This is a genomic window from Clostridium sp. LIBA-8553 (genome assembly GCF_057782465.1).
The window spans coordinates 2,818,129-2,840,404 of sequence record NZ_CM173489.1 but is presented as its reverse complement, the minus strand read 5'-3'; the positions used below and the strand labels follow the sequence as shown (position 1 = coordinate 2,840,404).

Annotated in this window: 14 protein-coding genes and 1 pseudogene; 14 read left to right on the top strand and 1 reads right to left on the bottom strand. The window is 29.9% G+C overall.

Translation table 11 applies throughout. The features are described from left to right. Positions 1–280 precede the first annotated feature (280 nt). From AC2JAQ_RS12685 to recJ, 9 genes and pseudogenes are all read left to right on the top strand, one after another. A pseudogene (locus AC2JAQ_RS12685) lies at positions 281–496 on the top strand (Rossmann-fold NAD(P)-binding domain-containing protein). A 20-nt stretch (positions 497–516) separates the two neighbouring features. After that, on the top strand, positions 517–633 hold the full coding sequence (locus AC2JAQ_RS12680) for a hypothetical protein (protein ID WP_488458802.1): 117 nt from the start codon (positions 517–519) through the stop codon (positions 631–633). A 510-nt stretch (positions 634–1,143) separates the two neighbouring features. Then, on the top strand, positions 1,144–2,544 hold the full coding sequence (locus AC2JAQ_RS12675; RefSeq protein ID WP_488456770.1) for a glycosyltransferase family 2 protein: 1,401 nt from the start codon (positions 1,144–1,146) through the stop codon (positions 2,542–2,544). Positions 2,545–2,790: 246 nt separating this feature from the next. Further along, positions 2,791–3,861, top strand: a complete 1,071-nt coding sequence (gene mnmH, locus AC2JAQ_RS12670) for a tRNA 2-selenouridine(34) synthase MnmH (RefSeq protein WP_488456769.1) — start codon at positions 2,791–2,793, stop codon at positions 3,859–3,861. Further along, positions 3,851–5,797 carry a DNA gyrase/topoisomerase IV subunit B gene (locus AC2JAQ_RS12665; RefSeq protein ID WP_488456768.1) on the top strand — a complete coding sequence of 649 codons (1,947 nt, stop codon included), beginning with the start codon at positions 3,851–3,853 and terminating at the stop codon, positions 5,795–5,797. Before mnmH ends, AC2JAQ_RS12665 begins: the two co-directional genes overlap by 11 nt. Positions 5,798–5,810: 13 nt before the next feature. After that, positions 5,811–8,750 (top strand): DNA topoisomerase IV subunit A, encoded by a 2,940-nt coding sequence (locus AC2JAQ_RS12660; protein WP_488456767.1) that lies wholly within the window; start codon positions 5,811–5,813, stop codon positions 8,748–8,750. Positions 8,751–8,762: 12 nt separating this feature from the next. Further along, entirely contained in the window at positions 8,763–9,338 is a 576-nt protein-coding gene (locus AC2JAQ_RS12655) for a DJ-1 family glyoxalase III (protein ID WP_488456766.1), read from the top strand. Positions 9,339–9,551: 213 nt separating this feature from the next. Next, complete coding sequence (locus AC2JAQ_RS12650) at positions 9,552–10,763, top strand: M16 family metallopeptidase (RefSeq protein WP_488456765.1); 1,212 nt, start codon at positions 9,552–9,554, stop codon at positions 10,761–10,763. 11 nt (positions 10,764–10,774) lie between these two features. Further along, positions 10,775–12,553, top strand: a complete 1,779-nt coding sequence (gene recJ / locus AC2JAQ_RS12645; protein WP_488456764.1) for a single-stranded-DNA-specific exonuclease RecJ — start codon at positions 10,775–10,777, stop codon at positions 12,551–12,553. A gap of 116 nt (positions 12,554–12,669) precedes the next feature. Here the strand turns inward: recJ and AC2JAQ_RS12640 are convergent, their stop codons facing one another. Next, a complete protein-coding gene (locus AC2JAQ_RS12640) occupies positions 12,670–12,846 on the bottom strand; it encodes an alpha/beta-type small acid-soluble spore protein (RefSeq protein WP_488456763.1) in 177 nt (58 codons plus the stop codon). Between the two features lie 136 nt (positions 12,847–12,982). Between AC2JAQ_RS12640 and murG the strand changes: the two genes are divergently transcribed. The 5 genes from murG (at position 12,983) to gad (ending at position 22,081) form a co-directional block, all read left to right on the top strand. Then, positions 12,983–14,056: an undecaprenyldiphospho-muramoylpentapeptide beta-N-acetylglucosaminyltransferase gene (gene murG / locus AC2JAQ_RS12635; protein WP_488456762.1), complete on the top strand. Its 1,074-nt coding sequence runs from the start codon at positions 12,983–12,985 to the stop codon at positions 14,054–14,056. 207 nt (positions 14,057–14,263) lie between these two features. Next, entirely contained in the window at positions 14,264–14,689 is a 426-nt protein-coding gene (locus AC2JAQ_RS12630; RefSeq protein ID WP_488456761.1) for a flavodoxin, read from the top strand. Between the two features lie 112 nt (positions 14,690–14,801). After that, positions 14,802–18,311, top strand: a complete 3,510-nt coding sequence (nifJ, locus tag AC2JAQ_RS12625; protein ID WP_488458801.1) for a pyruvate:ferredoxin (flavodoxin) oxidoreductase — start codon at positions 14,802–14,804, stop codon at positions 18,309–18,311. An 866-nt stretch (positions 18,312–19,177) separates the two neighbouring features. Next, positions 19,178–20,599 carry a glutamate/gamma-aminobutyrate antiporter gene (gene gadC, locus AC2JAQ_RS12620; RefSeq protein ID WP_488456760.1) on the top strand — a complete coding sequence of 474 codons (1,422 nt, stop codon included), beginning with the start codon at positions 19,178–19,180 and terminating at the stop codon, positions 20,597–20,599. Between the two features lie 105 nt (positions 20,600–20,704). After that, on the top strand, positions 20,705–22,081 hold the full coding sequence (gad, locus tag AC2JAQ_RS12615; RefSeq protein WP_488456759.1) for a glutamate decarboxylase: 1,377 nt from the start codon (positions 20,705–20,707) through the stop codon (positions 22,079–22,081). Positions 22,082–22,276 lie beyond the last annotated feature (195 nt).

Below are 22,276 nucleotides of genomic sequence, written 5' to 3'. Positions count from 1 at the left end.
TATATTTTTTACAATTAAATAAAAAATACAGTGGAAAATTTATAAGTGGTTTAAACGGGTTAAAAAAATAAATAAAAAGATTTCATAAAATAATTTATACTGAAAATATTATAATTATTTTAACAAAGGTTTATAGGATGAAGTTTAATTTAAGATACAATGTAAAGTTATAAATAATATATGTAAAGTATTTTAAAATTATAAATTAAGAATTTTGTAATAATTGAAGAGGGTGTTATATGGCAAAATTATATTATGAAAAAATACAGATTTAGATTTAATAAAGGATAAGAAATTTGCAATAATTGATTATGGTAGTCAAAGATATGCAAATACTTTAAATCTAAAGGATAGTGGTGTTAATGTAACTATATGGTTATGTGAAGGAAGTAGGTCTTGAGAAAAGACTGAAAGAGAAGGGGTAAAAGTTTCAAAGTTTAGTGATGCAGTTAATAATTGCGACGTTATAATAATTTTAGTACCAGATGAAAAATAATCAAAACTTTATAATTAAAAATAAAACTTATTAAAAAGCAAGTGTTAGTTTTTGCTCATGGATTCAATATTAATTATGAGCAGATTAAACCACTACAGTGGGTTGATGTATGTAAGTATACTAGAAATAACATTTAAAGATGAAACTGAAACCGATCCTCGTGAAGAACAGGCAGTATTATTTTAAACATCATAAGATATTTGAAAATGATATTGTAGAATATGACGATTATATGGTTGGTAAAAGAATCTAAGAAAGAAATAGAAAATATTTTTAGGAAAATTCAAAAAAAGGAACCTTTGCAAAAAAACTAGTTGTTAGAAAAATTACAAGATAGACAAAAATTTAATGCTATCAGAGAAAAAGAATATTAAATTAAAAAAGTTGGAAAAAATTAAAAATATAATGAGTTGGCTAGATAGCAACATTTAAAATTTTGGTGCAATTGATTCATAAAATAAATTATATTTTATGAATCAATTGCTATGAAGATTTTACAAGGAATATCCATTCCAACTTATTAAGTTTATTCCACTTTAAAATTTTTTTGATAGTTTATTAAAAAATAACAAAAAAATATATTTTACAAAATGTATAAATAACTGTTATAATGTCAAAGGTTAATTTAATTTATAGGAGTGGAATTTATGGAAAAGTATATATTTTGGGTAACAGCTATTTTTCAAATAGGCGTATTTGCTCTAATGCTATACTATTTATTCATAGCGCTATTTGGATTCTATAAGAAAAAAGATAAAAAGGTTTTTGAACCTCAAAAGAAATTTGCAATGCTTGTAGCAGCTCATAATGAAGAAGTAGTTATAGAAAATTTAGTTGAAAGTTTAAAGCACTTAGATTATCCAAAAGAATTATATGATATATTTGTTATTGCAGATAACTGTACTGATAATACTGCTAAGATTGCTAGAGAAGCAGGAGCAAATGTATTTGAAAGATTTAATAAAGAAAAAAGAGGTAAGGGTTTTGCGTTAGAATGGATGTTTGATAAAATATTCAAAATGGAAACTCACTACGATGGAATAGCAGTTTTTGATGCTGACAATTTAGTTGATAAAAATTTCTTAAAAGAAATGAATAATAAAATGTGTGAAGGCTTTAAGGTTGTTCAAGGATATATAGATTCTAAGAACCCTCAAGATTCTTGGATAACAGAATCTTATGCAATAGCATTCACATCAGCAAATAGAATGCTTCAATTAGCTAAAAGTAATATAGGTTTATCAGCTCAAATAGGTGGAACAGGATTTGTTATAGATACTGCAACACTTAAGAAATTAGGTTGGGGAGCTACTTGCTTAACAGAGGACTTAGAATTTAGTTGTAAGCTTATATTAAATGGAGAAAAAGTAGGTTGGGCACATGATGCCATAATATATGATGAAAAACCATTAACTTTAAAAGCTTCATGGAATCAAAGAAAGAGATGGATGCAAGGATTTGCAGACGTAGCTACTAGATATGGAATGAAACTTTTAAAGAAATCTATAAAAGATAGAAGCTTTGTTGCTTTTGACTGTACTTTATACGTAATGCAACCATTTGTTACTTTAGCAATGGGATTAGCTGGTTTATTAACATTCATACAAATAAGAGCGGTTGATGGTCTTGGAATATTTGTTATAAGCTATTTATTCAATGCAACAGCATGGCAGTTATTCTGTGTATTCCAATTTTTATTAACACCATTTGCTTTACTATTTGATAAGAAGATGAGTGGAAAGTTATTCGTAGTTTTAGGACTATATGCATGTAACGTATTTATACAACCATACTTAATAACTCAATTAGGTATATTAGATAATGTAGTGTTATTAACACTATTCAATGTGGCTTATATAGGAATATTCTTAATAGGAACATTATTATTCTTAGGAAAGAGAAACTTCCAAATATTCTACAGATATTTAATTTATCCATTATATATCTTAACTTGGATACCAATAACAATCCAAGGTATAATAGATAAAGATAAAAAGGAATGGTCACATACTAAACACGTTAGACAAATCGGAATATATGAAGTTTAATTATTATAAGACATCCAAAATGGATGTCTTATATTTTTGCTATAAAATAATGTTTATGACTATAAAAAGTTGACAATATTATTAGATGTTATTGATTTGGATATAGCATATTTTTGTATTTTAAAATCTTTTGATATAATTAATAATCGTGAAGTATTATAAAAGTATAGTCCATGGGAACAAATGTTTGACAATGTATTTTTAAAGAATTATACTATTTTAGTAAATTGAAAGGATGATATATAAATGTTTGGATTAATAAGTTACGAGGAGATATATGGACATGAGGACGAGTATATCTTTATAGATGTTAGAAGCCAAAAGGAGTCATTTCAAGAGCCAATGGTTGGAGCTATAAATATTCCTGTGCTTTTAGATGAGGAAAGAGATGTAGTCGGAACTTTATATGTTAGAGAAAGTACGGAAGCTGCAAAAGAGCAAGGAATAGAATTTATCTCTAGAAGATTGCCAGAGATATTTAAACAAGTTCAAGAGCTTTATAGAAATAAACATGGCAAGAAACTTGTTATTTTCTGTGCAAGAGGCGGAATGAGAAGTGGAAGTCTACATTCATTACTAAATAGTTTAGGTATAAATTGTTACAAATTAGAAGGTGGATATAAATCATATAGAAGTTTTATTATTAATAAAATAGGAGAATTCTCAAAGGAAATTGATTTTATAGTACTATATGGAAACACTGGTGTAGGAAAAACAGAAATGTTATATAAATTAGAAGAAAAAGGCTATGATGTTTTAGACTTAGAGGGATGTGCAAATCATAGAGGATCAATTTTAGGTGGTGTTGGTTTAGGAGATTGTAACACTCAGAAGAGGTTTGACGCATTGGTTTACGATAAACTTAGACATAGAAAATCTAACATTGTATTTATAGAAGGAGAAAGTAAGAGAATAGGAAGAATTTTAATCCCAGATACTTTATTTGAAAAAATGTATGAGGGCTCTAAGTTAAAAATAACCGCAGATCCGGATGTAAGAGCGGAAAGATTAGTTAAAGAATATACTGCATTCGAAAATGTAAATGAACAACTAGATGAAGCATTAGGTGTTCTTAAAAAGCATATAAGTCCAGAAAGAGTGGAACAATATAAATGCTTGGTAGCGAAGGGAGATTATAAGCAAGTAGCCTTAGAGCTTATGGAAAAATATTATGATCCTAGATACGGAACAAGTGCAAAGAAAAAAACTTTTAGAAATGAATTAGAAATAAATGATATAGAGAATGAATTATTTAAATTAGAGGAAATATACAAAGAGATTTCAGAAGAATTAAGGGAGGATGTATATGAGCAGTAGAAATAACAGTTATGATGTTACTTCTTTAACTTCTTTAGAAAAGTTAGAGCCAGTTAGAGTAAGACCAGGAATGTACATAGGTTCTACTGGAAGCAAAGGACTTCATCATTGCATATGGGAGATACTAGATAACTCTATAGATGAAATATCAAATGGATATGGAAATAAAGCTAAAGTTATTTTAAATAAAGATAAAAGTGTAACTGTAATAGATAATGGAAGAGGAATTCCTACAGGAATGCATCCAATCAAGAAAAAGACTGGTGTTGAAATGGTATTTACTGAACTTCATACAGGAGGAAAGTTTAATAACCAAAACTATAAAACATCTGGTGGTCTTCATGGTGTTGGAGCTGCTGTTGTTAATGCCTTATCAAGATGGCTAGAAGTTGAGGTAAAGCAAAATGGTAAGGTATATAAAGAAAGATTTGAATATGCTTATGACAAAGAGCTTAGGAAAGATATGCCAGGAACCCCTGTAACTCCATTAGAAGTTGTAGGAAAATCAGCTGAAACTGGTACTAAGGTTACGTTTTTACCAGATAGAGAAATATTTTCAACATCTGATTTTAAATTTGACATAATAGATGAAAGATTACAAGAACTAGCTTTCCAAAATAAAGGGATAAGATTAGAGCTTATTGATAATAGAAAAGAAGAAAGCGTATGTAAAGAGTATTATTCTGAAAGAGGACTTTTAGATTTTATAGATTATTTAAATGAGAGTAAAACACCTCTTCATCCAACACCCGTTTTATTTGAAGGGGAGAGAGAAGTAAATAATATACAGATGTATGGTGAAATATGTCTTCAATTTACAGATTCTACAACAGAAAACATAGTTAGTTATGTAAATAACATACCTACAACAGAAGCAGGTACTCATGAAACTGGTTTTAAAACAGGTATGACTCGTGCTTTTAAAGAGTGGGCTAAGAAGCTTAATCTTGTAAAAGAAAAGGATAAAGATTTTGAAGGTGACGACTTAAGAGAAGGTATGACAGCTATTGTTAGAATAAAAATCACAAATCCTGTTTTTGAAGGACAAACAAAGACTAAGCTTGGAAATAATGAAGCTTATACAATGATGAACGATTTAGCTTATACTAAGTTTGGTCACTGGATTGAAGATAATAAAGAAGTTGCAACTATGATTATAAATAATGCCTTAGATGCAGCTGCGAGAAGAGAGAAAATTAAAAAGATTAATGATGCAGAGAGAAAGAAAATAGGAAAAGGAACAGCACCTTTGGCAGGTAAGGTTGCAGTATGTACATTAAAAAATAAAGAAGTCAATGAGTTTATAGTAGTTGAGGGAGATTCTGCTGGTGGTTCAGCTAAACAAGCTAGAGATAGAAGATTCCAAACAATAATGCCTTCAAAAGGTAAAATAATGAATACAGAGAAACAGAAGTTAGAAAATGTTATAGCTTCAGAAGAACTTAAGATATTCAATACTGCTATAGGCACAGGAATATTAGATAATTATAATGAAGATGATTTAAAATATAACAAAATAATAATAATGAGTGATGCTGACGTAGATGGATATCATATCAGAACTCTTTGGATGACATACATCTATAGATATATGAGGCCTCTTATAGCTAATGGTCACTTATACTTAGCACAACCACCTCTTTATAAGGTTGCAAAATCTGGAAAAGGTAAGGATAAAATACTTTATGCTTATAGTGATGATGAATTAGAAGCAGTTAAGAAGAAGGTTGGAAAGGGAGCAACAATTCAAAGATTTAAGGGACTTGGAGAGATGAATCCAGATCAATTATGGGAAACAACTTTAAATCCAGAGACAAGAACTTTAGTACAAGTTACCATAGAGGATGCGGCTAAGGCAGAAAAAATGGTTTCTTTATTAATGGGTGATGTTGTTCAACCTAGAAAGAACTACATGTATAAGTATGCTGAGTTCTAAAGGAGGAGATTAAATGGCTAAAAAGAATATTGAAATACCTAAGGATAATAATATTGTTAGAATGCCTCTAGAAGAGGTTATGCCTGACAACTATTTACCTTACGCAGTAGAGGTTGCTAAAGATAGAGCACTTCCAGATGTAAGAGATGGATTAAAGCCGGTACACAGAAGAATTTTATATGGAGCGTACATGTTAAAGGCTTTTCCAGACAAACCTTATTATAAATCAGCTAGAATAGTTGGGGATATATTAGGTAAATATCACCCACATGGAGATAGTTCAGTTTATGATGCTATGGTAATTCTAGCTCAAGACTTTAGTACAAGAGCTCCCCTAATTGATGGACACGGTAACTGGGGAAGTATAGATGGAGACGGAGCAGCAGCTATGAGATATACAGAAGCTAGACTTTCTAGTATATCTATGGAAATGCTTAGAGATATAGAAAAAAATGTAGTAGACATGGTTCCAAACTACTCAGATTCAGAAATGGAACCTAAGGTGCTACCAGCTAGATATCCAAATCTTTTAGTAAATGGAACCTTTGGTATTGCTGTTGGACTTTCAACTAACATACCTCCACATAACTTAAAAGAAGTTATAGATGGTACATTAGCTTATATAGATAATAATGAAATAACTACTAAAGAATTAATGAATTATATAAAGGGACCAGACCTTCCAACAGGAGGAGTTTTAATTGGACAAAAAACTCTTTTATCTGCTTATGAAACAGGGGAAGGCAAAGTTACTTTAAGAGCAAAAGCTAATATAGAGAAATTGGAAAATGGAAGACTTGGAATAGTTATAACAGAGTTTCCTTATAGAAGAAATAAGGCAAGAATACTTCAAACAATATCAGATATGACTGGCGATAAGAGGCATGCAAAAGCTTTAGATGGAATTGCTGATATTAGAGATGAGTCTGATAGAACTGGTATAAGAGCTGTTATAGAATTTAAGAAGGCTATTGATCATGATATGGCTGACAAGATTCTTAAATATCTTTATAAGAAAACAGATCTTCAAGGAAATATAAGCTTTAATATGGTGGCTTTAGCTGATGGTAAACCAGAAACTATGGGATTAAAAACAATAATAACTCATTACGTAAACCATCAAAAAGAGGTTGTTATAAGAAGAACAAAAAGGGAGCTAGAAGTTGCTGAGAAGAGATTCCATATAGTTGAAGGATTCATAAAAGCTATAGGAATAATGGATGAAGTTATAGCTACAATTAGAGCGTCAAAATCAAAGAAAGATGCTCATGAAAATTTAGTTGCTAAATTTGATTTTACTGACTTACAGGCTGAAGCAATTCTAGAATTAATGCTTTATAGATTAACTGGCTTAGAAATAAAAGTATTCCAAAAAGAACATAAAGAATTATCAAAAAAAATAAAAGAGCTTAGAAGAATTTTAGAAAATGAATCAGTTCTTTTAGGAGTTATAAAAGAAGAATTAAAAGAAGTGGCAGAGACTTATGGCGATGATAGAAGAACTGCTTTAGTTGAGGATGAAAGCGAGGCTAAAATTGATTTAGAAGAGCTTATAGTAGCTGAAGATGTTATGGTTACTCTATCAAATGAAGGATTTATAAAGAAGATTCCTCTTAAGACTTATAATCGTTCCAATGTTGATGAAAATGAAATTGAATATAGAGAAGGAGATTATTTAAAATTCCTTATTAAATCAAATACTAAGGATACCTTAGCTGTATTTACTGATAAGGGAACTGTTTATCAAATAAAATGTAATTCTGTAGCAGATAAGAAATGGAAGGATAAAGGAGAAAGACTTGAAGATTTAATAAGAGGATTAAGTTTAGAAGATGAAAAAATTATTGCTCTTGAATCAATTGAGAACTTCCTTCCAAACAAATGCTTTAAGTTTATAACTGCTAATGGGTTAATAAAGAAGACTACTTTAGATAAATTTGTTACTGCTTACTCAAAGCTTATGGCCATAAAGCTTAAGAATGATGATTTATTAGCAAGTGTATCTTTAATAGATTCACAGGATGAAGAAAGATTTGTTGAAATTGAAACAACTAATGGATTAAACTTTGTTGTTTCAGAACCAGAATTAGAGTTTACAGATAGAAATATACTAGGGGTTCAATTAGTACCATTAAAGAGTGGTAACCAAATTAAAAGTATAAGATTTGTAGATAACTATGAATATAAAGAATTCATAATAGGAATAAATAAAAAAGGAAATATAAAAACTTTCAATAACATGAATAGCAATTCTTATGAAAAGATAAAAGTTAATTCATTTAGAAATATAATTGCTTTCTCAAATAAAGGAAAGGTATTTAAATTCCCAGCATACTTACTTCAAAATACAGAAGAAAGTAATATTTCAGATTTAGTAGATGGATTTGAAAAAGATGAACTTATAATAAAAGTAGCTCCTATAAATGAATTTGGGAAAATAGGTGAAGATTTATTTGTTTATTTCTTCTCAAGAGAAGGATTAGTTAAAAAGACATCTTTAAGAGAGTTCTTAGGAGAATTTAATAATCAAATAGCTTATAAATTTAAAACTCCAAAGGATGAGTTAGTAAATGTAGATATAAATTTTGAAAATGCTACTATTATCTTGGTAACTAAAAATGGTATGGGAATTAAATTCTCTGCTACAGCTATTAATCCAATGGGAAGAGTGGCTTCAGGGGTAACAGGAATAAGCTTAAAAGATGATAATAAAGTTATCTTTGGAAAGGCTATACCATCAATAGAAGGTATTGATGATAAAACTTTAGAAGCGTATAATGACTATAAAAAAGAATTAACTAGTAATTATGAAAAACTTGTTTTAGAGTCTAAGCAGAAGGAAAAGGCTGAAGTCAATATTGATGACATTAAATTACAAAATAGAGCGGGAAGAGGAAGTAGTTTAATGATTGTTGTATTGGAAGACTACATCAAGGATGTAATTATTAAGTAGGAGGATATGGTCATGAAAAAAGTATTAGTATTTTTAGCAGAAGGTTTTGAGACTATAGAGGCATTATCTGTTGTGGACGTTTGTAATAGAGCTAAGGTAACATGTCATGCATGCAGCCTAACAGAAAATAGAGCTGTTAATAGTGCTCATGGAACAATGGTACTTTGTGATAAATTAATATCAGATGATGATTTAGAAAATTATGATGCAATCGTACTTCCAGGTGGTATGCCAGGTTCAAAAAATCTTAGAGATAATGAAAAAGTACAATCATTAATTAAAAAATATAATAAAGAAAACAAAATTGTAGCAGCAATATGTGCAGCACCAATAGCATTAGCCAAGGCTGGAGTTATTGAAGGAAGAACAGTTACAAGTTATCCTGGATTTAAGGAGGAGCTTGGAAATGTTAATTATATTGAAGATGAGACAGTAGTTGTTGATGGAAATATAATAACAAGTAGAGGGCCTGCAACTGCTTTAGTATTTGGATTAGAAATATTAAAGCAATTAGGATATGGAAAAGAAGCAGAGGAAATAAGAGAAGGTATGCTTATTAACTTTTTCTTAGAAAAAGAAGGTAAGTAGCACTTTTATAACTTAAAGAGAGTTGTATCAAAATAACTTAAAAATAAAATTTATAAACATATTTGGAAAATTACTTAGTTAATCTAAGAAGTTTATAGTAAATATTCCATTTATAAATTTTGTTTTGAGTTTTGATACGGCTCTTTTTATTTTTTACAAGCTTATTAGGTATGTTAAAATATAATAAGATTTAATATATTTGGAGGAAAATATATGCAAAAAATAATTTTAAATAATGGTGTTAGATTATTATATAAATTTAAAGATATAGAACATACATCTTTTTGCATAAGCTTAGAGAGTGGAGCTAATGCAGAAAATAAAGATGAAATAGGAATGGCACATGCCCTAGAGCATATTTTGTTTAAAGGAAATGAGAAGCTTAAGGAAGATGAAATAAATGAAAAATTAGATGATTTATTTGGATTTAATAATGCTATGACTAATTTCCCTTATGTTATTTATTATGGAACTACTGCAAAGGAAGATTTTGAAGAAGGATTTTCTTTATATTCAAATATAGTTTTAAATTCAGATTTTCAGGAATTTGGTTTTTCAGAAGAATTAAATGTTATAAAACAAGAAAGTGATGAGTGGAAAGAAGATTTAGAGCAACATGTAGAGGATCTTGCTTTAATGAATGGCTTACAAGATGAAAGAATAGGAAACTTAATAATAGGAGAAAAAAATCATATAGAAGCTATAAGTTTTCAAGGGTTAAAAGATTTTTATGAAAAAAACTATCTAAGTGAAAATATGGTTGTCTCAGTTGTTTCATCTCTTTCTTTAGAAAAAGTAAAAGAGATTGTAGAGAAAAATTTTAATAGAGCAAAGAGAGGAAAGATATCTAAAGATAGTTTAGAAAGAAATATTAATTGTGGCATATTCTCTAAAAAGATAGAGGGCAATACTGGGGCAAAAATATGCTGTTTATTTAATATAAATGATTTAAGTATGGAAGAGATAACTTTACTTAAGGTATTTAATCTTTGGTTTGGTGAAGGGGTAAGCTCCGTATTATACGATGAAATTAGAACTAAAAATGGACTAGCTTATGAAGTTTATAGTGAAGTTAAGTATGAAAAGGGAATAAGATTATTTAAAATTTATTTAGGAACCTCTAAGGAAAAGGAAGAAGAGGCCTTAGGACTTATTGAAAAGTGTATATCAAAGGCTATGAATATAGAAGATTATTTAAGTGAAGAGGGATTAAATAAACTAATAAAGAGATTTAAACTTAAAAATTCATTAGATTTAGAAAAAAGTATAATTCTTGCTAATAGAATGGCTATATATGAAACTATGTTTAATAGAGGAGAATATATTTTTGAAGAGTTAAGTTTAGTTGAAGGTTTAAATTTAAAAGATATGAAAAATTTAATAGAAAGAGTTCTAAAAAATTTCATTGTGCAAATAATTAATTAAGAGGTGATGGCGTGAGGGAGCAATGGCTACTTAAACAAAGAAATAGAGAGGAAATAGAGAGTTTAAAAGAAGAATTAAATTTAGATTTATTAACATCTATTCTTTTAGTGAATAGAGATATAAGGGATAAAAAAAATGCAAAAGAATTCTTATTTGGAGGAATTGATGACTTAAATGATCCATATCTAATGAAGGATATGGAAAAGGGAGTCATGCGAATAAAAGAAGCCATAGAAAAAGGGAGTAAAATCACTATATATGGTGATTATGACTGTGATGGTGTATCAAGTACTTCAATATTATATAAAGGGCTAAAAAGATGCAATGCTAACTTTAATTATCATATACCAGATAGAGAAGATGAAGGGTATGGTATGAATTCTAATAGAGTTAGAATTTTAAAAGAAGAGGGAACTGAATTAATTTTAACATGCGATAATGGAATTGCTGCCTTTGAAGAAATAGCTTTAGCAAATGAATTAGGAATGGATGTTATCTTAACAGATCATCATGACATTCCTTTAGTTAAGAATAAAGCAGGAGAACTTAATAAGGAAACTCCTAAAGCTTATGCGGTTATAAATCCTAAACAAGAGGATTGTAATTATCCATTTAAATCCTTGTGTGGAGCAGGAATTGCATTTAAATTTGTATGTGCTCTATATAAAGAGTTAGGAATACAACATGAAGAGGCTTTAAAACTTTTAGAAATCTGTGCTATTGCTACAGTATGTGATGTAGTTGATTTATTAGGAGAAAATAGAATAATAGTTAAAAAGGGATTAGAATTATTGAATAATACATCAAATAAGGGATTAATAGCTTTAAAGAAATACACAGGGCTTACTGATAAAGAAATAGCACAATATCATTTAGGGTTTGTCATAGGACCTTGTATAAATGCTACAGGAAGACTTGAGACCGCTGATTTATCTGTGGAATTGCTTCTAACAGAAGATGAAGAAAAAGCAGATATATTAGCTAGAGAGCTTTTTGAGCTTAATCAAAGAAGACAGGACTTAACCAAAGATAGTGTAGATATGGTTATAAAACAAATAGAGGATAATAATATGGAAAATGATAAGGTGATTTTAGTTTATAATCCATATATACATGAAAGTATTGCAGGAATAGTTGCTGGAAGAATAAAAGAAAAATATAATGTTCCTACAATAATAATGACTAAAGGGAAAGATATGCCAAAGGGATCTGCAAGATCTATTGAGGAATATAATATATTTGAAGAATTATCTAAGTGCAAAGAAGTTATAAGTAAATTTGGTGGCCATCCTATGGCTGCAGGATTATCAGTTGAAGAAAAAAACATACCTATATTAAGGAAAATGTTATTAGAAAATTGTAGATTAACTGAATATGATATAACACCTAAGGTTAGAATTGATGTAAAATTACCTTTGGAGAATTTAAATTATGGAATAATAGATAATTTAGATAGATTAGAACCTTTTGGAAAAGGAAATTCTAGTCCTCTATTTGGAGAGAAGGATGTTAAGGTAAGTAGAGTATGGATAATGGGAAAAGAACAGAATGTAATTAAATTTAGGTGTAAATTAAGAAATAGCTATAAAACAATAGACGCTATAGCATTTGGAAATAAGGTTAATGAATTTAAGGAAGACTTTTCTAATAAATATGGAGAAGAAGAATTATTAAGAGTTTTAGATGGCGGAAACTGCAATTTTAGTGTGGATTTAATTTATTATCCTAACATAAATGAATTTAATGGAAAGAAAACTATTCAAGCTAATGTGAAATATTTTAGATTATAAAATTAAAGGAGCAATATTAAAAATATTGCTCCAGTGTTTTGTATATAATTAGGCATAAATTAATTATATACAATATCAATATTAAGTTTTATTTAATGGCGGACTTTAATTTTTAATTAAATTCCTCTTTCGTATTGTTCTACCATTCTTTTAACCATTTCTCCACCAACGCTTCCGCATTGTTTTGAGCTAAGGTCACCATTGTAATCTGAGAATGGTACTCCCATTTCACTTGCTACTTCATTTTTGAATTTTGCTAATCCGTTTTTTGCTTCTGGAACTAATTGTGCCATTTTGAATTCCTCCTTAGTTATTAATTGAGTTTGCATTTATATATTGTGCAGAATAGAGTAAAATATGAGAGGGAATTAAAGGAGTTATTACAAAAAAATATTTATAAAACCATAGATTATTAAGGGAGTTGATTTTTTGAAAAAGTATAAAATAATGATGACTGGTGGAGGTTCAGCTGGTCACGTTACCCCAAATTTAGCTTTAGTACCTAAATTAAAAGAGTTAGGTTTTGAAATAAAATATATAGGAAGCAAAAATGGTATAGAAAAAGAAATAATAACTAAAGAAAACATACCTTATTATTCAATATCATCAGGTAAACTTAGAAGATATTTTGATATTAAAAACTTTACTGATCCTTTCAAAGTTCTAAAAGGAGTTTTAGATGCTTCAAGAATATTATCAAAAGAAAAACCAGATGTTATATTTTCAAAAGGTGGATTTGTTACTGTTCCTGTTGTTATGGCAGCTTCAATGAAAAAGATACCTGTAGTATCGCATGAATCAGACTTGACTCCAGGATTAGCTAATAAAATAGCTTCACCATTTTGTGATAAGCTTTGTGTTACATTTCCTGAAAGCTTAAAATATATAAAAGATAATAAAGGCGAATTAACAGGAACACCGATTAGAGAAGAACTTTTAAAAGGTAGTAAAGAAAGAGGAAGAAAGTTTTGTAATTTTAAAGAAGATAAAAAAGTTCTTATGATAGTTGGAGGAAGTTTAGGTTCTAAAGTTATAAATGATAATGTTAGAAAAATCTTAAATGAAGTATTAAAAGATTATAATGTTATACATTTATGCGGAAAAGGAAATCTAGATCAATCATTAACAACATTAGAAGGTTATAGACAATATGAATATATATCAGATGAGCTTCCTGATTTAATGGCTTTAGCAGATTTAGTTATATCTAGAGCAGGTGCAAATACTATATTTGAATTATTAGCACTTAGAAAGTTAAATATATTAATACCTTTATCAGCAAATGCTTCAAGAGGAGATCAAGTTTTAAATGCTAATTCATTTGAAAAAAGTGGTTTTTCTAAGGTCATAAAAGAAGAGGAGTTAACTTCAGAAGTTTTACTAAACGCTATCAAAGAAGTAACAAAAAACAAGGAAAAATATTTAAATTCTATGAAAATAAGCAAAATAGGCAATGGAGTGGATAATATCATAGATATAATTAAGAAATCGGCAAATATGTAAATTTTTATAGATAATTCTTAGAATAACAGCCATGTTTAATAGTAAATAATAATAAATTATTAAAATATGTTTCAAAATATCAAAATATGTAGCTTGAAAAATTTTTCCCAAAGAGTATAATTATTAATGTCGAGTAAAATTAGTTTTACATTAAATAATATTGGGCTTTAAGATAAATTATATTATCGTGTATAAGAGGTGTTTTTTATGAGTAAAGTATCAGTAATATACTGGAGCAATGGTGGAAATGTTGAAGTATTAGCAAACACTATTGCAGATGAATTGACTGATTTAGGAGCAGATGTTTTAATAAAGCATGTTTCAAACGCTAAATTAGAGGATGTAACTGAAGCAGATGCAGTAGCTTTAGGTAGCCCTTCGATGGATAATAATAGAATAGAACAATACGATATGGAACCATTTGTTAATCAATTTAAATTAACTCCAAATAACAATAAAAAAATGATTCTATTTGGATCATATGGTTGGGATAATGGAGAATTCATGAATGCATGGGTTGAAAGAATGAAAGACTATGGATTCGATGTTGTTGGTAGCTTAGCTGTAAATGAATCACCAAATGATGATGAAATTAATTCAGCTAAAGACTTAGCAAAAAAACTAATAAAATAAGACTTAATATGCTAATAAGTAATTTTAATTAATTACTTTAAATATATTATAATTTTTAAGATTTAATTTATATATCTACAAAATTAATGAAAGAGAGGTCATCTCAATGGCAATGAGAAAAATGAAAACTATGGATGGTAACACAGCTGCCGCTTATATATCATATGCGTTCACTGATGTTGCAGCAATATTCCCTATCACTCCTTCATCACCAATGGCAGAGTGGGTTGATGAAAATAGTGCAAGAGGATTAAAGAACATATTTGGTCAAACAGTAAAAGTAATGGAAATGCAATCAGAAGCAGGGGCTGCTGGAGCAGTTCACGGTTCATTACAAGCTGGAGCTTTAACTACTACTTACACAGCTTCACAAGGTTTACTATTAATGATACCAAACATGTATAAAATAGCTGGTGAATTATTACCATCAGTATTCCATGTATCAGCTAGAGCATTAGCTACTTCAGCATTAAACATCTTCGGTGATCACCAAGACGTTATGGCTGCAAGACAAACTGGATTCGCTATGTTAGCAGAAGGATCAGTTCAAGAGGTTATGGATTTATCAGCAGTTGCTCACTTAGCATCTATTAAATCAAGAATACCTTTCGTAAACTTCTTCGATGGATTCAGAACATCACATGAAATACAAAAAGTTGAACTTTTACAATACGATGAATTAAAAGAATTAGTAGATATGGAAGCTGTAGAAGAGTTCAGAAGAAGAGCTCTTAACCCTAACAAACCTGTAACAAGAGGTACAGCTCAAAACCCTGATATCTATTTCCAAGAAAGAGAATCAGTAAACAAATTCTACGAAGCAGTTCCAGAAATAGTTGAGAGCTACATGAAAGAAATCACTAAATTAACTGGTAGAGAGTACAACTGTTTCGATTACTATGGAGCAGAAGATGCTGAAAGAGTTATAGTAGCTATGGGATCAGTTACTGACTTAGTAGAAGAAACTGTAGATTACTTAAACGCTAAAGGCGAAAAAGTTGGATTAGTAAAAGTAAGATTATTCAGACCATTCTCAAATGAAAGATTAATAAAAGCAATGCCAAAAACTGTTAAAAAGGTTGCTGTTTTAGATAGAACTAAAGAACCAGGTGCTGCAGGAGAACCTCTATACTTAGAAGTTAAGAATGCATTCTACGGATTAGAAAATGCTCCTGTAATAGTTGGTGGTAGATTCGGATTAGGATCAAAAGATACTGTACCAGCTGATATTGTTGCTGTTTACGAAAACTTAAATAAAGAGGATGCAAAAAATGGATTCACTTTATCAATAGTTGATGACGTAACTAACACTTCATTAGAGCCAGTTGGAGATATAGATACTACTCCAGAAGGAACTAAAGCTTGTAAGTTCTGGGGATTAGGATCAGACGGAACTGTTGGAGCTAACAAGAGTGCTATCAAAATCATCGGAGACCATACTGACATGTATGCTCAAGGATACTTTGCATATGACTCTAAAAAATCAGGTGGGGTAACAATTTCTCACTTAAGATTTGGTAAACAGCCAATAAAATCACCTTACTTAATAAATAAAGCTGATTTTGTTGCTTGTCATAACCAATCATATGTTCAAAAATACTTCGTTTTAGACGGATTAAAGAAAAACGGAACATTCTTATTAAACACAATCTGGACTCCAGAAGAAGTTGCTGAACATTTACCAGCAAGATATAAGAGATTCTTAGCTGAAAACAACATTAAGTTCTACACTTTAAATGCTGTTAAAATAGCTCAAGAAGTTGGATTAGGTGGAAGAATTAACATGATCATGCAATCAGCATTCTTCAAACTAGCTAACATAATACCTGTAGAAGATGCAGTTAAATACTTAAAAGATGCTGTTGTAACTTCATACGGTAAAAAAGGTGAAAAAGTTGTTAACATGAACCACGCTGCTATAGACAAAGGAATCGACGCTATCGTTGAGATCAATGTTCCAGCTGAGTGGGCTAACGCTCAAGATGAAGTTGTTGAAACTAAAGAAGTTCCAGCATTCATCAAAAATATCGTTGAACCAATGAACAGATTAGAAGGAGATAAACTTCCTGTATCTGCATTCAATGGAATGGAAGACGGTACTTTCCAACAAGGTACTGCTGCTTATGAAAAGAGAGGAATTGGTATAAACATACCAGAATGGATAGCAGACAACTGTATCCAATGTAACCAATGTTCTTACGTTTGTCCTCATGCTACAATAAGACCATTCTTATTAACTGAGGAAGAAGCTAAGAATGCTCCAGATTCAACTAAATTAATAGCTGCTAAAGGATTAAAAACTGAAGAACCAATGCAATTCACTATGGCTGTAAGCCCACTTGATTGTACTGGATGTGGAAACTGTGCTCAAGTTTGTCCTGCTAAGGAAAAAGCTTTAGTTATGAAACCACAACATACTCAAGAAGATCAAGCAGAAGCTTGGGATTACTGTGTAGAAGAAGTATCAGTTAAGAAAAATCCAATGAACAAAAATACAGTTAAAGGTAGCCAATTTGAGCAACCATTATTTGAGTTCTCAGGAGCTTGTGCTGGATGTGGAGAAACTTCATACGTTAAACTTATAACTCAATTATTCGGAGATAGAATGATGATAGCTAACGCTACTGGATGTTCATCAATCTGGGGTGGATCAGCTCCTTCAACTCCATACACAACTAACCACAATGGTCATGGACCAGCTTGGGCTAACTCATTATTCGAGGACAACGCTGAATTCGGATTAGGTATGTTCTTAGGAGTTAAAGCTATAAGAGAAAGATTAGTTGATCTTGCTGGAAAAGCAATTGAAGCTGGTGTTAAACCAGAAGCTAAAGAAGCTTTAGAAGCTTGGATAGCTGAAGTTGACAACGGAGAAGGAACTAGAGATAGAGCTGACGCTGTTGTAGCTGCATTACAAGGTGAAACTAACGAGTTCGCTAAAGAAATATTAAAAGACCAAGACTACTTAGCTAAGAGATCACAATGGATCTTCGGTGGAGACGGATGGGCTTACGACATCGGTTACGGTGGAGTTGACCACGTTTTAGCTAGTGGAGAAGATGTAAACATACTTGTTATGGATACAGAAATCTACTCAAATACTGGTGGTCAGGCTTCTAAATCAACTCCAACTGCTGCTATCGCTAAATTCGCTGCTGCAGGTAAGAGAACTAAGAAGAAAGATTTAGGAATGATGGCTATGAGCTATGGTTATGTATATGTTGCTCAAATAGCTATGGGTGCAGATAAAAACCAAACTCTTAAAGCTATAGCTGAAGCTGAAGCATACAAAGGACCATCATTAATAATAGCTTACGCTCCATGTATCAGCCACGGATTAAAAGCTGGTATGGGTAACTCTCAATTAGAAGAGAAGAGAGCTGTTGAATGTGGATACTGGGCTATGTACAGATTCAACCCAATGTTAAAAGAAACTGGTAAGAATCCATTCTCATTAGACTCTAAAGAACCAACTGGTGATTTCAGAGAATTCATAATGGGAGAAGTTAGATATGCTGCATTAGCAAAAGCATTCCCAGAAGCTGCTGAAGCTTTATTTGAGAAGACTGAAAGAGATGCTAAAGAAAGATTAGAAGGCTACAAAAAACTTGCTGGAAAGTAAGAAATAGTAGATAACTAATTACGGTTAAATATAAATTTAGATTGAAGTATAGTTATAAGAGCTAGAATATTAATATTCTAGCTCTTATTTTTGTTTAATAAAAAGAGTGTATTCCATAAGAGTTTTAGTAATTTAGTAAGAGAATCCTTTGTTGAAATTAGTTTAAAGCAAATTTTTAAATAAAAGAGGTTCTTATAAAATAGAATTGCAAATAGTATATATTTATAGAAAGAAATATATGGAGAAAAAAATATAGTTATACTTTTGAAAATATAAAAAAGTAATTAAAAAGTATATAAGAAATCGTGGACAGGAAGATATAATAGCTTAATCAAATAGAGAGTTAAATTGCTAGCGAACTAATTTAAGAAATTTTAGGTAAAATATAGTTAAGGAGCATTATAGATCTAAAAAAACACCACCAACTAAGAATGTGAGTTTTCATTAGAAAAGATAATTTCCATTCAAAATATTAACAAAGTTTAAATATAAAATAAAAAGTTAGATTATTAAAAGAAATAAAATTATTAGTAAAAATATATTAAAAATATATTTATTTTTTTTATTATTAATAAAATGTCAAAAATATATGGTCTAGAGTGATATTGAATTAATTCATTAGTTAATAAGAGTAAAAGAGAGCTTTAAGGAGAAAAAGTTATTAAATCTTGAGCTGAAAAATGTTAATAGCTTAAAATAAAAGAATGAAAGTTTTGAATAAATTGTTAACAAGGTTTATGATTTATGTATAGTTAGTAACTATTATTCAAGACAAAAATTTAGAAGATAATAAATTTTTGTCTTAGATAATAGTTGTTAATTGTTAAAATCTATTTTAAACAATAACAACTAAGGAGGCGTTTATTATGCCAAGCAATTCAAAGGCAAATGTAAAAAAACTTTCCTTGTTTGGATTCTTCGCAATGACAGCATCTATGGTAATGACTGTTTACGAGTATCCTACATTTGCAACATCAGGATTTCATTTAGTATTTTTCTTAATTGTTGGTGGACTTTTATGGTTCTTACCAGTTGCATTATGTGCAGCAGAAATGGCAACTGTAGATGGTTGGGAAGAAGGAGGAATATTTGCCTGGGTAGGTAATACTTTAGGTGAAAGATGGGGATTCGCAGCAATCTTCTTTCAATGGTTCCAAATAACAGTTGGATTCGTCACAATGATTTATTTCATCTTAGGAGCTCTTTCTTATGTTTTCAATTGGCCTGCATTAAATAGTAACCCATTAATAAAATTTATTGGTGTTTTAATTATTTTCTGGGGATTAACATTCTCTCAATTTGGTGGAACTAAAAATACTGCTAAAATAGCTAAAACAGGATTTATATTTGGAGTAGTAATTCCAGCGATTATATTATTTATCTTAGGTATAATGTATATAGCAAAAGGTAATCCAATACATGTTGATATAAGTGCTCATGCTCTTATACCCGACTTCACAAAAGTAAATACATTAGTTGTATTTGTATCATTTATATTAGCTTATATGGGAGTTGAAGCTTCAGCTTCACATGTTAATGAGTTAGAAGATGCAAGTAAAAACTATCCATTAGCTATGTTTGTACTTGTTGTAGTAGCAATAGTTCTTAATACTATAGGTGGATTAACAGTAGCAGCAGTTATACCAGCAGATCAATTAAACTTAAGTGCCGGAGTTGTTCAAACATTCCATCAATTAGTAGCTGTTAACTTAGGTGATAGTTTTGATTGGATAACAAGAGTTGTTGCATTATTATTAGCTTTAGGTGTTATGGCAGAAGTTAGTTCTTGGGTTGTTGGACCTTCACAAGGTATGTATGTAGCAGCTAAAAAAGGATTATTACCTAAAAAATTAACAGAAGTTAATAAACATGATGTACCAGTTCCATTAGTATTAGTTCAAGGTTTAGTAGTTACTATATGGGCAGCTGTATTAACATTCGGCGGTGGTGGAAATAACGTTTCATTCCTTACTGCTATATCATTAACAGTTGTTATATACTTAGTTGGATATTTATTATTCTTCATTGGATATTTAACATTAATAATAAAACATCCAGACTTAAAACGTGCATATCAAGTACCAGGTGGTAAAACATTCAAAATGATAGTAGCAATTGTTGGATTCATAGTTTCAGTATTTGCTTTAGTAATTTCATTTGTACCACCATCACAATTAACTGGTAATAGTATTTCAGAATATTTAACTATATTATCAATAAGCTTTATAGTAACAGTTTTAATTCCATTTATAATATATGCTTTACATAATAAATGGAGTTCTAAATAAATTAAATTTATTTTTGAAGTAGTCTTTAATAGACTACTTCAAATAATTTATACTCATATTTTAATAAAAAGTTATGTTTAAAGTGACATTAAGGAGGACTTAAAAATGAATTTTGATTATGAAAAAGATATAGAATTAGGAGAAAGTTTTACAACCCCTATATTTGGGACAAGTATAAGTAATAGCTCTATACCAAGTGATAAGATCGGAGAAAAATCAATAGCACCTGATGTAGCATATAGACTTATAAAGGATGATTTATTAGATGAGGGAAATGCTCGTCAGAATTTAGCTACATTTTGTCAAACATATATGGATGATGAAGCAATAAACCTAATGACAGAGACTTTAGAAAAAAATGCTATAGATAAATCTGAGTATCCTGAAACAGCAGAGTTAGAGAATCGTTGTGTAAATATCATTGCTAAGCTTTGGAATGCACCAGAGGGAAATAAGTATATGGGAACATCAACTGTAGGGTCATCAGAAGCATGTATGCTTGGTGGAATGGCAATGAAATTTTATTGGAGAAATAGAGCAAAAGCTTTAGGAATGGATGTTACTTCAAAAAAACCTAATTTAGTAATATCTTCAGGATATCAAGTTTGTTGGGAAAAGTTCTGTGTTTATTGGGATGTTGAAATGAGAGTAGTTCCAATGGATAAAGATCATATGAGTATAAATGTAGATAAAGTTTTAGATTATGTTGATGAAAATACAATTGGTGTAGTAGGTATATTAGGAATTACTTATACTGGTAAGTATGATGATATTAAAGCTTTAGATAAAAAACTTGAAGAATATAATAAAGAACATGATTTGAAAGTTTACATACATGTTGATGCTGCTTCAGGTGGAATGTTTACACCATTTATAGAACCACACTTAGAATGGGATTTTAGACTTAAAAATGTTGTTTCAATAAATACTTCAGGACATAAGTATGGTTTGGTTTACCCAGGTGTAGGATGGGTATTATGGAAAGATGAAGAATTCTTACCAAAAGAATTAATATTTGAAGTAAGCTACTTAGGTGGAACTATGCCAACAATGGCAATAAACTTCTCAAGATCAGCTAGTCAAATTATTGGCCAATATTATAATTTCTTACGTTATGGATTTGAAGGATATAAACAAATACATCAAAGAACAAAAGATGTTGCTATGTATCTATCAAGCGAACTTGAAAAAATAGGTTTATTTGAAATTTATAATAATGGTGAAAACTTACCAATAGTTTGTTATAAATTAAAAGATGATGTAAATGTTGAATGGTCATTATATGATTTAGAAGATAGATTATTAATGAAAGGATGGCAAGTACCGGCTTATCCATTACCTAAAGATTTACAAAATACAACAATCCAAAGAGTTGTTTGCCGTTCAGACTTTAGTCATAATTTAGCTGAATTATACATAAGAGATTTAAATGCTGCAATTAAAGATTTAGATGAAGCAACAGTATTAAGAAAAGCAAATTAAATAAAGGTATAAATAAAATCAAGAAAATTTAGTGATTAATTTTCTTGATTTTATTCATAGTGGAGAAAGAGGTTAAAATCATGAACTATTATTTCATGTTATGATTGGATTAGGAGCAATATGCTTTACTTTATTTTGAATAATATCAATATTAGAAAGTGGTATAGAAAGCTAAATATAATTTTATAGTTTATA